This window comes from Lysinibacillus sp. FSL P2-0066 (assembly GCF_037969495.1).
Lineage (GTDB): Bacteria > Bacillota > Bacilli > Bacillales_A > Planococcaceae > Lysinibacillus > Lysinibacillus boronitolerans.
Window position 1 is genome coordinate 2,645,550 of sequence record NZ_CP150202.1, and the last position, 14,725, is coordinate 2,660,274.

At 39.8% G+C, this 14,725-nt stretch carries 12 protein-coding genes; 3 read left to right on the forward strand and 9 right to left on the reverse strand.

The window, feature by feature from the left end:
- Positions 1 to 157 precede the first annotated feature (157 nt).
- The 8 genes from MKZ14_RS13225 to MKZ14_RS13260 all read right to left on the reverse strand — a co-directional run bounded on the left by MKZ14_RS13225 (position 158) and on the right by MKZ14_RS13260 (position 9,981).
- Positions 158 to 1,693: a 2-isopropylmalate synthase gene (locus MKZ14_RS13225; RefSeq protein WP_339280072.1), complete on the reverse strand. Its 1,536-nt coding sequence runs from the start codon at positions 1,691 to 1,693 to the stop codon at positions 158 to 160.
- Complete coding sequence (ilvC, locus tag MKZ14_RS13230; RefSeq protein WP_016991908.1) at positions 1,680 to 2,714, reverse strand: ketol-acid reductoisomerase; 1,035 nt, start codon at positions 2,712 to 2,714, stop codon at positions 1,680 to 1,682. The genes MKZ14_RS13225 and ilvC overlap by 14 nt, the downstream gene beginning before the upstream one ends.
- A gap of 86 nt (positions 2,715 to 2,800) precedes the next feature.
- Positions 2,801 to 3,316, reverse strand: coding sequence for an acetolactate synthase small subunit (gene ilvN, locus MKZ14_RS13235; RefSeq protein WP_016991907.1), 516 nt, complete (start codon positions 3,314 to 3,316; stop codon positions 2,801 to 2,803).
- Positions 3,313 to 5,079, reverse strand: a complete 1,767-nt coding sequence (gene ilvB, locus MKZ14_RS13240) for a biosynthetic-type acetolactate synthase large subunit (RefSeq protein ID WP_333003981.1) — start codon at positions 5,077 to 5,079, stop codon at positions 3,313 to 3,315. The genes ilvN and ilvB overlap by 4 nt, the downstream gene beginning before the upstream one ends.
- Before the next feature lie 485 nt (positions 5,080 to 5,564).
- A complete protein-coding gene (gene ilvD / locus MKZ14_RS13245) occupies positions 5,565 to 7,235 on the reverse strand; it encodes a dihydroxy-acid dehydratase (RefSeq protein WP_036077358.1) in 1,671 nt (556 codons plus the stop codon).
- A gap of 370 nt (positions 7,236 to 7,605) precedes the next feature.
- Entirely contained in the window at positions 7,606 to 8,694 is a 1,089-nt protein-coding gene (locus MKZ14_RS13250; protein ID WP_339280073.1) for a D-arabinono-1,4-lactone oxidase, read from the reverse strand.
- A complete protein-coding gene (locus MKZ14_RS13255) occupies positions 8,636 to 8,818 on the reverse strand; it encodes a hypothetical protein (protein ID WP_339280074.1) in 183 nt (60 codons plus the stop codon). The genes MKZ14_RS13250 and MKZ14_RS13255 overlap by 59 nt, the downstream gene beginning before the upstream one ends.
- Complete coding sequence (locus tag MKZ14_RS13260) at positions 8,806 to 9,981, reverse strand: amino acid deaminase/aldolase (RefSeq protein WP_339280075.1); 1,176 nt, start codon at positions 9,979 to 9,981, stop codon at positions 8,806 to 8,808. Before MKZ14_RS13260 ends, MKZ14_RS13255 begins: the two co-directional genes overlap by 13 nt.
- 801 nt (positions 9,982 to 10,782) lie before the next feature.
- On the opposite strand from MKZ14_RS13260, the gene MKZ14_RS13265 reads away from it, so the two are divergent.
- Positions 10,783 to 11,040, forward strand: a complete 258-nt coding sequence (locus MKZ14_RS13265) for a GlsB/YeaQ/YmgE family stress response membrane protein (RefSeq protein WP_004231402.1) — start codon at positions 10,783 to 10,785, stop codon at positions 11,038 to 11,040.
- Positions 11,041 to 11,075: 35 nt separating this feature from the next.
- Here the strand turns inward: MKZ14_RS13265 and MKZ14_RS13270 are convergent, their stop codons facing one another.
- On the reverse strand, positions 11,076 to 11,774 hold the full coding sequence (locus MKZ14_RS13270; protein WP_333003990.1) for a lytic transglycosylase domain-containing protein: 699 nt from the start codon (positions 11,772 to 11,774) through the stop codon (positions 11,076 to 11,078).
- 205 nt (positions 11,775 to 11,979) lie between these two features.
- Here MKZ14_RS13270 and mscL point away from each other — a divergent pair, with 205 nt between their 5' ends.
- Positions 11,980 to 12,369 carry a large conductance mechanosensitive channel protein MscL gene (gene mscL / locus MKZ14_RS13275; protein ID WP_036077369.1) on the forward strand — a complete coding sequence of 130 codons (390 nt, stop codon included), beginning with the start codon at positions 11,980 to 11,982 and terminating at the stop codon, positions 12,367 to 12,369.
- Between the two features lie 1,240 nt (positions 12,370 to 13,609).
- Entirely contained in the window at positions 13,610 to 14,725 is a 1,116-nt protein-coding gene (locus MKZ14_RS13280) for a methionine biosynthesis PLP-dependent protein (protein ID WP_026023403.1), read from the forward strand.

Consider the following 14,725-nt stretch of genomic DNA (forward strand, 5'->3'; position numbering starts at 1 on the left):
TATTCGCTAATTTAGTAAAGACGCTCACCTACCTTTTATCGAGATGAGCGTAGTCATTACGTCTAAGCGTAATTTTGGGTTAATTGATACAATACGCCATGACATCATTGCATCCGACTTGTGAATGGTACTTCATACAATTCACTACCTCAGCAACCTACACAGGATGTGCGCGAAGGCTTGCTTGTATTAAATGACGATTAATAGCATTTAAATAAGCTTTTGCCGATGCTTCTAAAACATCTTGAGAGGAATTACGGCCTGTAGTCGAAACCTCATCATAGCGAATATTAATTACTGCTTCACCTAGTGCATCTCGTCCTTTGCCAACCGATGTCACACGGTAATCAATGACATGTACAGCTCCAGATACAAGTTGCTCCAGTGTATTAAAAATTGCTTCTACTGAACCAGAGCCAGTAGCCACAACGGTTTTCTCTAGTCCCTCAGGTGTAAGCACAATAGCTGTCGCTGTAGGAATATTTTCAGTCCCATATTGCACCTGCACCATTTTCAAATCAAAGAGTGGTACATCTTCTACTTGAATTTGTTGCTCAGTAAGAAGAGTAAGTAAATCTTCCTCTGTAATCTCCTTTTTACGATCAGCCAATTTTTTAAATTCCACAAATGCTTTGTTCAACTTTTCATCAGAAAGATGGAAGCCCATTGTTTCCGCACGATCACGGAAGGCTGCACGACCAGAATGTTTCCCAAGAACTAATGGTATTTCACCTTCGCCGATTAAAGCAGGTGAAATAATTTCATAGGTTTCTGGATTTTTTAAGACACCGTCTTGATGGATGCCCGATTCGTGGGCAAATGCATTTCTTCCTACAATCGCTTTATTTGGCTGAATCACAACATTTGTCAATTTACTGACTAATTGAGACGTACGTTTAATTTCTTGCAACTGAATGCCCGTTTCCACCTGATAAATGTCCTTGCGAATATGAAGTGCTACAGCAATTTCCTCGAGTGCCACATTACCTGCGCGTTCGCCGATACCATTGATTGTTCCTTCGACTTGTGCAGCACCATTTTCTATTGCGGCAATCGTGTTAGCTGTTGCCATCCCTAAATCATCATGACAATGGGCGGAGAATTTTACGTTGTCAGCACCTTTGACATTTTCCAGTAGGAACTTAAATAATGCACCATATTCTTGCGGGGATGCATACCCTACAGTGTCTGGAACATTAATCGTTGTTGCACCAGCAGCAACCACTTCGTTCATAATGCGCACTAAAAATTCACGATCAGAGCGGAATGCATCCTCAGCAGACCATTGTACAAGTGGGAAGAATTTTTTAGCGTATTTAACAGCCTCTACCGCTTGCTCCACCACTTGCTCAGGGGATTTTTTTAATTTGTATTCCATGTGGATAGGTGATGTGGCTAGAAAAATATGAATATGTGGCTGTTGTGCTACTTTTATCGCTTCCCATGTAGCATCAATATCCTTTTGGATACAGCGAGCTAGCCCCGTCACAATGGAATTTTTTACTGTACCTGCAATGCGATGGACCGCATCAAAGTCACCGGGTGACGAAGCAGGAAATCCTGCTTCTATAATTGTCACACCAAGGCGCTCTAACTGTTTGGCAATTTCAATCTTCTCGGCTGTGTTTAAGTTGATCCCAGCAGATTGTTCACCATCGCGAAGCGTAGTATCGAAAATATCAATTTTTCGCACTTGTCGCCACTTCTCTCACAACTTTTTCTTTACCTTCGTTGATGAATGGCATCATAGCACGTAGTTTTGCGCCCACTTCTTCGATTTGATGGTTCGCACCAGCTTCTTTGAATTTTGTATATTCTGGACGACCATTTTCATTTTCTTGAATCCAACGACGAGCAAATGTACCATCTTGGATATCTGTTAATACGTCTTTCATACGAGCTTTTACAGACTCATCGATGATGCGTGGTCCTGCCACATAATCTCCCCACTCTGCTGTATCTGAAACTGAGTAGCGCATTGTTGCCATACCGCCCTCAAACATTAGGTCAACAATTAATTTAAGCTCATGTAGTGTTTCAAAGTAGGCTAATTCTGGTTGATAACCAGCTTCTACTAATGTTTCGAATCCTGCTCTTACTAGCTGTGTTGCGCCACCACAAAGTACCGCTTGTTCACCGAATAAATCTGTCTCTGTTTCTTCTTTGAATGTTGTTTCAAGAAGCCCACCACGTGCAGCACCGATTCCTTTACCATACGCAAGCGCTAAATCTTTTGCTTGGCCTGTAGCATCTTGGTGAATAGCGAATAGTCCTGGTACCCCAGCACCTTCTTGGAATTGACGACGAACTAGATGTCCTGGTCCTTTTGGTGCTACTAAAAATACGTCAACGTCTGCTGGTGGTGTAATTTGACCGAAATGGATATTGAAGCCGTGTGCAAACATCAATGCTTTACCAGCTTGTAAATGTGGCGCAATTTCCGCTTCATAAACTGCTTTTTGGCGCTCATCAGGTAGTAGAATTTGGATAACATCTGCTTCTTGTGCTGCTTCAGCCACTGTTTTCACGTCAATACCATCTGCTTTTGCCGCATCGAAGGATCCACCTGGACGAACCCCTACTACTACGTCAAAACCTGATTCTTTAAGGTTTAAAGCATGTGCATGACCTTGTGAACCGTAACCGATAATTGCGATTTTCTTTCCTTTTAATACGTCCTCGTTGATATTTTGCTCATAGTACATTGTAGCCATAGTTAATTTCCTCCTAGAATATGTTTTGTTTTTATAGCTTTAAGATACTTGCTCTGTCTATAAAGCTATTCATTTTTATATGCAAACTATTTTAAAATAGAGAGCTGCGGGTTTGAGACTTTTTGTGTTTCACGAACGGAGGCAGTTGCTCCTGTACGTGTAAGTTCTTTAATGCCATATGGTCGAATGAGTTCGATAAAGGCATCAATCTTCTCTGGATGTCCTACTACTTGATACGTCACAACATTTTTGGCTGTATCAATAATTTGGGCGCGGAACGGTTCAACAATTGAATTCATTTCCAAGCGTAAATTTGGTGGGGAAATCACCTTTACTAGTGCTAGCTCTCGCAGAACAATCGATTTATCGGTAATGTCATTGACCTTTAACACATCAATTTGCTTGGATAACTGTTTCACTAGCTGCTCAATTTTGCGTTCGTCCTCTATGTTGACAACGAAGGTCATCTTTGAAAAATTCGGTTGCTCCGTATGACCTACTGTAATCGATTCAATATTGAACTGACGCTTCATCAATAAACCTGTCAAACGGTTTAATACACCACTTTGGTTAATCACGGTTACGGTAATTACTCGCTTCAATTCTTTTTCACCCCAATCATTTCATGTAAGCCTGTGCCAGGTGCTACCATTGGGTAAACACATTCAAGCTGTTTCACTCGACAGTCAATTAATACTGGCTCATCAGACAGCAGTGCCTCACGGAAAATAGCCTCTGCTTCATCGATTGTGTTAATACGATAGCCTTTAATGTTATAAGCATCCGCTAACTTAACAAAATCTGGTTGGATCGGCATAAGTGATGATGAATAGCGCTCTTCATAGAATGTTTGTTGCCATTGACGCACCATGCCTAGACAGCTATTATTCAAAATCACTATTTTTACTGGTAAGTTAAATTCCTGTAGGATGGATAGCTCCTGTGCCGTCATTTGGAATCCTGCATCTCCTACAATCGAAATAACTTTTTTGTCTGGCTTCGCAAATTGGGCGCCAATTGCGGCCGGGAAGCCGAAGCCCATCGTACCAAGTCCACCAGACGTTACCCATGCATGATCATTATTTAAATGATAATATTGCGCTGCCCACATTTGATGCTGCCCAACATCTGTCGTCACAATGGCATTCCCTTCAGTAATCTTGTGCACTAATTGCAATGCCTCTTGTGGTAGGATTTCTTGTGTATTTGTATCCTTGCAATACCATAATGGATATTCCATCGCATGATTCCTTAAATAAGCTAACCAATCAGCTGTATCAGGACCTTGGAAATCCTTTTTCAACAGTGCCTTTAAAGCCTCCTTGGCATCAGCAACAATTGGAATATCTGTCGGTACATTTTTGCCAATTTCAGCAGGATCAATATCGATATGGATAATCGTTGCATTTGGTGCAAATGTAGCTAAATTACCTGTTAGACGATCATCAAATCGTGCTCCAATATTGAGTAATAAATCCGATTTTGTGATCGCTGTATTTGCTGTAGCTGTACCATGCATCCCAGCCATTCCAAGGAATAAGTCATGTTCACCATGGATGGAGCCCAATCCTAGCAATGTGTTCGTTACTGGAATACGATATTTTTCTGCGAAAGTCGTTAATTCCTCACGTGCATCCGCAAAAAGAACACCTGCACCTGCTAAGATGATTGGGTTTTTTGCCAATGAAATGGCTTGAATCGCCTTTTGAACTTGTAAATAATTTGGTTTATATGTTGGCTGATAGCCTGGTAAATAAATTTCATCAGGTGCTTGCGGTGGATTCTCTACATCAAACAACATTTGGGAAACGTTTTTTGGGAAATCCACGACAACTGGTCCCTTACGACCTGTGCTAGCGATATGGAAAGCTTCCTTCACAATACGAGGAATATCATTGACATCCTGTACCTGATAGTTGTGCTTTGTAATTGGTGTTGTAATCCCCATAATATCGGCTTCTTGGAAAGCATCTGTTCCGATCACAGATGTCGCAACCTGTCCTGTAAAAACAACCAATGGAATAGAGTCGATCATGGCATCCGCAATACCTGTTACAAGGTTTGTTGCACCAGGTCCACTTGTGGCAATAACAACGCCTGTTTTACCTGAAACACGAGCATAGCCTTCCGCCGCATGAATCGCACCCTGTTCATGTCTTGTTAAAATATGACGAATTGGATTTTTATACATCGCATCGTAAATTTGTAATACGGCTCCTCCTGGATAGCCAAAGACGATTTCAACACCTTGATCGTGCAATGCCTGCACTAATACATCTGCACCGTCCTTCGCTTGATAGGTTTGGTCAGCTGTTGCTGTTGGAGCTAATTGTTCTTGTTCATTGATTGAAACATTCGCACTCATCAAATTTTGCCTCCTTCATTTCTTTCAAACTCACACATCAGTGTTGTAGATTAGTGAAGTGTCAATAGCTGGATTGACTATTCCTCTCATCCTTTTCGTTGAGAGGCTGTTCAATTGCATTGTGAAAATAATAAAAAGCCTTTTTCTCCACACGCAAAGAACTACCTTACGTAGGGATGAAAAAGACTTTCCATGGTACCACCCTTTTTTATAGCAAATAATTGCTACCTCGCGAATAAATGACTGCATTTATGCACCAATGCGAAAGACATCGCATCCAATATAGTGTCATAAAACATTTATTCATTAATAACGAGCACTTTCGATTATGCCCGGAGCTATCTAATGGTGTAAACACGTTTAATAGCCCACTCCGAGGGGATGTCGGATCTAGTTATATCGCCGGCTTCCAGCACGACCGGCTCTCTGGTAGATACAAGGCTCTAGAACCTTTAACCTCATCAACGTTTTTATTTATCTAGTTGTTAAATTTTCATTACGCCGCCAGTGGAAGCGCTCGTCACTAATTTTGAATATCTTGCTAACCAACCACGTTTGATTTTTGGCTCAAAGACTGGTAATTTTGCACGACGTTCAGCTAAAACTTCATCTGAAACTTGTAAATTAATCGTACGATTTGGTAGATCAATTTCGATAATATCTCCGTTTTCTACTAAAGCGATTGGACCGCCTTCAGCAGCTTCTGGTGAAATATGGCCAATTGAAATACCACGAGATGCCCCTGAGAAACGACCATCTGTAATTAATGCAACCTTTGTACCAAGGCCTCGACCTTGAATTGCAGATGTTGGTGCAAGCATTTCTGGCATCCCTGGGCCACCCTTAGGTCCTTCATAGCGAATGACGACTACATGGCCCTCTTTCACCGTTCCATTATCAATGTTTTCCTGCGCTGCTTCTTGTGAATCAAAGACGATTGCCTCACCCTTGAATACTTTAATAGAAGGATCAACTGCCCCTACTTTAATAACAGAGCCATCAGGTGCGATGTTACCGAATAAAACCGATAATCCACCTACAGCACTATATGGATTGTCTTTTGTTCGAATGACTTGATCATTCGTGATGTGATAATCTTTGACAAGCTCACCCATTGTAACGCCTGCTACGGTTGGACGGTCTGGATGAATAGCACCTGGAATAGATGTTAATTCATTGATAATGGCACTAACTCCACCCGCTTTATTAATATCATCCATTGAAATATCTGAAGCAGGCATGATTTTTGCTAAATATGGCACTCTTTCTGCTACTTTATTAATATCTTCAATGTTGTAATCTATCTCGGCTTCATTGGCAATTGCTAATGTATGGAGAACTGTATTTGTGGAGCCCCCCATTGCCATATCAAGAGCAAAAGCATCATCAATTGCCTCTTTTGTAATAATATCGCGAGGTTTAATATCTTCCTTGACCATGCGGATTAATTGTTTAGCTGCTTCTTTAATCAGCTTGTGACGCTCTTCAGAAGTGGCAACGATTGTACCATTTCCTGGTAAAGCAACACCGAGCATTTCCATTAAGCAGTTCATTGAGTTTGCTGTAAACATCCCTGAACATGAGCCACATGTTGGACAAGCATTATTCTCAATATCCAGCAGCTCTTCCGCAGACATTTTTCCTGATTTGTGCGCTCCTACACCTTCAAACACAGATGTTAAGGAAAGCTGTTTCCCTGCTGCAGAAGTTCCCGCCTCCATTGGACCACCTGAAACAAAGATAGATGGTACATTCGTACGAACTGCTGCCATAAGCATTCCGGGTGTAATTTTGTCACAGTTTGGAATATAAAATACGCCATCAAACCAATGTGCATTAATAACTGTCTCAGCTGAGTCTGCTATAATTTCACGACTTGGTAAGGAATAACGCATACCTATATGCCCCATTGCAATACCATCATCGACGCCAATTGTATTAAATTCGAATGGAATACCACCCGCTTCAATAATAGCTTCTTTCACTACATCAGCGAACGTACGTAAATGAACGTGACCTGGTATTATGTCGATATAAGAGTTACAAACCCCAATAAATGGTTTGCCTAGATCTTTTGCTTTTACTTTGCCTGTTGCATATAAAAGACTTCGATGTGGCGCTCGATCTACGCCTACTTTAATCATGTCACTTCTCATTTTAAACGCCCCTCATTGCTATCCATACTATGTTCGTCGCTATAGACAAAATGTTCTGTCTTTTTAATTTTTGTTTATAGAGTAACAGTCTCTTAGATGATAACTGCTGTAACGAACGTGTTAAATTGTTGTTATCATAGTACGAAAAAAAGGTCTCGTCAACAGTATTTTTTGAATTGTTTAAACAATTCAAAAAATCTGTCAAAATTGAAATCGTTTACATGCTGATTAAGCATCAGTTTTATCTCGCTTTGATAAAAATTTTGACATTTCGTTCAAATTTTAATTTTTTAATAATAAACAAAAATGAGTGAATAAATATCTGCCATATATTTGAATAAGCTAAATCACAGAATCAGAGAGATAACGCTTACAATAGAAACAATTTTTTTAAGTATCCTGTAAAAAATACTTGTTCAGGATCATATTGGTGTCGAATGCTTAAAAACTTCTCAACCTCTGGATACAACGCATGAACCATTTGCGCTGTTAAATGATGTTGTTTTCCCCAGTGAGGACGACCTTCATATTTTTGCATCAATGTATGCACCCATTTAAAATAAGGCTCTTCTGCCATTCCCTTATACATATGAAAGGCGATAAAAGCCGACTCACGCCCTTGTGTTGGACTTAAAAAACCTGCTTCACCTGCAGTTGTTCGACACTCTAAAGGAAAATGAACATTAAAAGTGCCTTTTTTAAAGGTTGCATGGATTTCCTCTAAACAAGCTTCAAAATGGGGTAAAGGGATGGCATATTCACTCTCTTGGAACTTCACGCTTCGAGGTGAAGGATAAATTTCATAGCTTATCCCTACTTTTTCACTTTCTACCACATTGGCAGCCGCTATCTTGCTCATAGCACCAATTAAACGTGGTTTCCATTTACAAAGCTCTGACATCGCAAAGAAGGCCCCATTTTCTACTATTTGTAGCTTTAACGTTTCTATTCTTTTATTCCATTCACTTTGAAAGACAGGCGCGACTGCATTCATCCGTTTTACTTGTATTGTTTCACTACCAGGGAAATAAAACCACTCCACATGACGATGCTGACGAATATCCTCGGCAAATAGCGAGAGACCATTTGTCAACGTTTCTCTTGCCCCAATATAATGCAAACCATATAGAGGCATGACCTTAATCGTTACTTTGACAAGAACACCAAGCATTCCGAGAGATACATGCAGCGCTTCAGATAAATCATCCATCCCTCTCCTATGTTCCTGATAAGTCCCAGTGCCGTCTACAAACCCCCATGCCTCGACAGCTGACGAAAGAGAACCAAGTGTAACCCCTGTGCCATGTGTGCCAGTTGACACTGCACCTGCAATGGTTTGTTCCTGAATATCGCCCATATTGATTAACGCAAAGCCGTGTTTCGCTAGCATTGGTCCAATTTCATATAGGTAGGTCCCCGCCCATAATGTTGCCTCCTGTCTTTCCTGATTGACACGCATGCTTCACAATTGCTGAAACTTCATCAATAGAGTGTGGTAAATACATTTCACTCGGATAGGAAATAACATTCCCAGCCCAGTTTGTCCACTTTTCACCATTTCGCCATTTTTCTATAGAAAACATTGTCCATCCCCCCTATATGTTGTGTAATGTCCTGCATACTTGTCCCCGCGAATAGCATGCAGGACCTGAAAACGCTCACAAAGCTCTCCAGCCTTCGCATGTCGAAAATAAATGGTATCGCCAATATTGATACTCTTCCCTTTGACCTTAATAGGTGTTTGCACTTCCCCTGCGCCTTCTAGGCTAAGATATGCAAAAGTGGTAGGGTCATAGAATACAGGCAAACGATCCATCCCAATGGCTCCAGAAGCCGTATAGCCTCCCCCATGACAAACAACGATATTTTTTTCAGGCATTCTTGTTACACGTAAGGCAAATCCAGCAGCCTTTTCTAGCTGTAAATGTGTAAATTGATCGAACAATGCTGGTGCATAAAAAGCCGAGCCAACTGTAATTTCCGTTACTTCCTTCTGTTGATTGGTGTACGTCATACTTCCTGATCCTCCACCATTAACAAAGCGTAGATTTGGAAAATAAGCCTTGATATGGGCGATCGCTAATCGACGAAACTGCGTTACTTGCTTTTTGGCTTGTACTTGCATGGCTTCTATGACTCTACCTTTTAAAGCATTTGCAGGACGATTGCCAACCCCTGCTATTTGAGCCTCATAGCCCATCGCTCCTACCACTTCAATTACAGGGGTGTTTTGAATGGTTTGTAAAAAAGGTGTCAACGTTTCAAGAGAAGACAATGACGAACGTTTTGTTCCAAAATACAATACTTTAAAATCATTAGAAACATTAAGATCAATGCAAACCTGTACACGTACGCCAATCTCTTGTCCTAATTTCGCCAATAGTTGGATATGTTCTGGTCTGTCTACCATAAAGGTGACGAGTTTTCCTTCCTTTACAAAATGCAACAATCGACGCATCGTTGCTTCCTCCATTACTGGATAGCCAAGCAATAAGTCATCAAACTGCTGCTCTAATAAAAAAAGGGTCTCTGCTGCAGTAAATGTCATAAACCCCACAACATTCACAAGTTTTTTTTGTATATAACGAAGGACCTCAATAGAACGAATCGATTTTGTTGCAATACGAATTTGTTTTCCCCCACATGCATCTTGAACCATTTGTATATTTTTATCTAGTGCATCTAAATCTAACCATGCAAATGGTCTTTCCAAATCACAAAATGCTTGATCCAATCTTGACGTCATTTCATCACTCCCTTGTCTGTACTATGTATTTGACATTTAACAGAATAATTCCTTTTTTAATCACTTGAGCAAAATAAAACAACCGTGAGCCTGTTATTCAATAAGACTACACGGTTGTTTTAATATGGGATAAACATTTCATTCACCTTTCTATTAAATTGGTTACGATGCGAATAAGAAATCAGCTGCAAGATTTAGCATTACTAATAAATGCAAACCAGCAATTAAAAAGCCTTGACGATTTAAACGTTTCATAACAGCCATATTCATATGACCACGCTCCTTTTCTACATTATAATCCCTTTATACAGAATTTTCAAACTATTAAAAAGTGGAAATTTACCCATTTTTCTTTTTCGCAAAAAAATTTCACCCTCTGAAATATGTGACTGCACGGGGGATTGAAATTCTGCTTCAACAAATAGTGGACTTTTTTATGAATGAAAAGATGATTGTAGTAAATAATTTAGTTAAATGGCTAATTATTTTATTGCTGATGGAGATTGGGCATTGCAAGCATTTCTGGTACGAATTAAATGCATGAACATACTATAGAAGTAAGCGATAATTGGTCTATGTACAAAATAGAAGTAATTGTAGTTAATGTGGACATTTTCACAGTAATTTATGCAGTTGGATTAGCTATAAAGTGAGGACAGCAAAAGAGCCTGCATTCACTTGTCTACAGTCTCATTTACAACATGTAATAATTACTAAACAACATCACAGTGTTTAATCTACTCCATTCAGGGTATAACTAAGTAATCGCCATTATATCTTAAATTTAAGGAGATGAAAGTAATGATTAGTTTCATTTGGTATTTAATTATCGGAGGAATTCTTGGATGGTTAGCTGGCGTCATTTTAGGTAAAGATGTACCTGGTGGCATCATCGGGAATATTATTGCAGGGATTGTCGGTTCTTGGATTGGTAGTATGGTTTTAGGGAACTGGGGCTGGAGAGTAAGTGATTTCTATGTGTTCCCAGCACTAATCGGTGCCATCGTGTTGATCTTTATCGTCAGCCTTATTTTAAAAGGTATGCGTAAAGCAACTTAAATATGTAATGAAGAGCCATCCATTGTGATGGCTCTTTATTTTTTTTCATTTAAAAGAACTGCTGCTTGGAGTTCATCGTGAAAATCATTATACAATTGGTAGTAATATAACACATCATCTACATATTTCTTGCTATGGTTGTATTGATAAACAGCTTTCTTAATATCCCCTGTCGCAGCACCGTATTTAGATAAGTAATTCGCAGCACTAAATACTGCATCCTCAATATCATAGGGGTCGGCTATTCCATCGCCATTTGCGTCAACGCCATATCCTCCGTATTTAGCAATTGTCTCAGGACTCATCAATTCAGTTTTCGTTATGCTTCCTTTTCCTAAACCTGAGCATGTGGGATGCTGCCAGCCAACGAATGTACAGGGCATGAATTGCATATGCCCCTCTGCCCCCGCAGATGATACCATTGATTCTACCGTAGAAAACCGCGTTTCAATACGATGATGCGCAGCAAGTAATGTCCATGGTACACCATATTTTTCTTCTGCAGCTACATATACGGGAATGTATTGCTCAGGAATATTCATATCGAAGTGCTGTTGAATCTCCTCGATTGCCTTTTGCTGTACAAGCTTTTCAAAAATCGGTAATGTTTGAAGCTCCTTCCACGCAAAAAATGTGAGAACATACACGGTAATTGCAATGGGAATCAATAATGCTATCATACCCAATTTTGTCGCGGGTGATAACATGGGTTTCTTATTCTTTTTCTTAGCCATACGTCACACCTAATCTAGTATTCTTTTTCTATATTACCAAATTTTCCGTAATATGCAGTAGATCTTTTCAATTTTGAAAGATTGAAGTCATCCTCTTAGAAGAAACACATCATTTCCACCATGAAAGCAGTTGAAAGGTTTGGTAAAAATATAGTAAAATACAGATTGATTCATTTATTTGGATAATAATAGGGAGGAATTTATTTTGTGGAAAGACTTTAAAGAATTTGCGATGAAAGGCAATATTGTCGATCTAGCAGTAGCAGTAGTTATTGGTGGTGCTTTCGGTAAAATTGTTACCTCCTTAGTTGAAAATATCATCATGCCATTGGTCGGTGTTTTAACGGGTGGTATTGATTTAACAAAGAGTTTTGTTTTTGGCTCAGGTGAAGCCCAAATCAATTTTGGTGTATTTCTACAATCCATCATTGATTTTTTAATTATAGCATTTGCCATTTTTATGGCCTTACGAATTATGACGAAGCTCACACGTAAAAAAGAAGAGGCAGTCGTGGAAGAACCAACACCTGAACTCGATGCCAAAGAAGAGCTTCTCAAAGAAATTCGCGACTTGCTTAAAAAAGAACAAGCCTAACCTATTAGCATCTGTCTCTCATTTGAAGAAGGCAGATGTTTTTATTTTGTATCCTTTACTTTTTCGTTCTATGCGCTGCTTCAGAATCTATCCCTCACTTCGCCTGCTCTATCCATCACTCTTCACGTTGTATCCGCTGCTTTTCACGTTTTAACCGCTACTTCAGAATCTATCCCTCACTTCGCCTGCTCTATCCATCACTTTTCACGTTCTATCCGCTACTTTTCACGTTGTATCCGCTACTTCAGAGCCTATCCCTCACTTTGCCTGCTCTATCCGCTACTTTTTACGTTTTAACCGCTACTTTAGAACCTATCCCTCACTTTGGCTGCTCTATCCATCACTTTTCACGTTGTATCCGCTACTTTTTACGTTTTAACCGCTACTTCAGAGCCTATCCCTCACTTTGTCTGCTCTATCCATCAGTTTTCATGTTGTATCCGCTACTTTTTACGTTGTAACCGCTACTTCAGAATCTATCCCTCACTTTGTCTGCTCTATCCATCAGTTTTCATGTTGTATCCGCTACTTTTTACGTTTTAACCGCTACTTCAGAATCTATCCCTCACTTTGGCTGCTCTATCCATCACTTTTCACGTTGTATCCGCTACTTTTTACGTTTTAACCGCTACTTCAGAGCCTATCCCTCACTTTGCCTGCTCTATCCATCAGTTTTCATGTTGTATCCGCTACTTTTTACGTTTAACCGCTACTTCAGAATCTATCCCTCACTTTGTCTGCTCTATCCATCAGTTTTCATGTTGTATCCGCTACTTTTTACGTTTTAACCGCTACTTCAGAATCTATCCCTCACTTTGGCTGCTCTATCCATCAGTTTTCACGTTGTATCCGCTGCTTTTCATGTTTTATCCGCTACTTTAGAACCTATCCCTCAATATGCCTGCTCTATCCATCACTTTTCACGTTCTATCCGCTACTTTTCACGTTATAACCGCTACTTTCTATCTTGTATCCGCTAACTAGAAACTATCCTCCACTTCTTTTAGCTCTATTTGAAACTGCTCGTTCTTACTAAAGATCACTCCATTAGAAAATAACAGGAAGTAAATTAATCTCCTACTATTCCTAGGTGATTAACTTTAAATAATCTAGCTAATTTTCAGAAATCAACTTGTTCTTCTTTAGTATCCATGTTAAATTGGTAACAATTATTGAGAATACTATTAAATTGAAAGCAAAATTAGTTGCTTTTAATAATATTGAAGAAAAGAGTGACGTCATGACATTAAACAGAAGTATTGAAACAAAGCTTGTACAACTTGGTAATTTAAGTGACCCAGCAACAGGAGCTGTGAGTCCGCCCATTCATTTATCGACTGCTTATAAACATACTGGGATTGGTGAGTCTACTGGTTTTGACTATACACGTACAAAAAATCCAACACGTGCTCTTTTAGAAGCAGGAATTGCTGATTTAGAGGGTGGCGATATGGGCTTTGCCTGTAGTTCAGGGATGGCTGCCATTCAATTGGTGTTATCCCTATTTAAGCCTGGCGATGAATTAGTCGTGCCAGATGATTTATACGGCGGTACATATAGACTATTTAACTTCTTCCAAGATACTTATAATATCAAACCTGTTTATTCTAAATTTGAATCGGTTGAACAGGTAGAGGCATTAATGAATGAAAATACACGTGCAATATTCATTGAAACACCAACAAATCCACTTATGCAGGAATTTGATTTACAAGTGTATGCGGAGTTAGCACATAAGCATGGGGCATGGCTAATTGTGGATAATACATTTTATACGCCATACTTCCAACGCCCTATTGAATTAGGCGCAGATATTGTGCTTCATTCTGCAACGAAGTATATTGGTGGTCATAATGATGTATTAGCTGGGCTAGTGGTTGCTAAAGGCACAGAATTAGCCGAACGCATTGGCTTTATTCATAATGGCAGTGGCATGGTGCTAGGAGCTATGGATTCATGGTTACTTATTCGTGGTTTAAAAACAATGCATCTTCGTCTAAAACAACATGATGCCAATGCGAAGGCGATTGCTGCTTACTTAGAGGAAGAAGAGTTAGTGACCGATGTCCTTTACACTGGAAAAGGTGGCATGCTGTCATTCCGCTTGCAAAAGCCTGAGTGGATTGACCCATTCCTTCGTAACTTAAAGTTAATTACTTTTGCTGAAAGTCTTGGCGGTGTCGAAAGCTTTATTACGTATCCTGCTACACAAACACATGCAGATATGCCTTATGAAGAGCGTGTGGAGCGTGGCGTTTGTGATCGTTTATTACGCTTCTCTGTTGGCATTGAGGAAGCAGAAGATTTAATTGCAGACTTACGACAAGTGTTTGATATCCTTAGAAAAGAGGCGTAA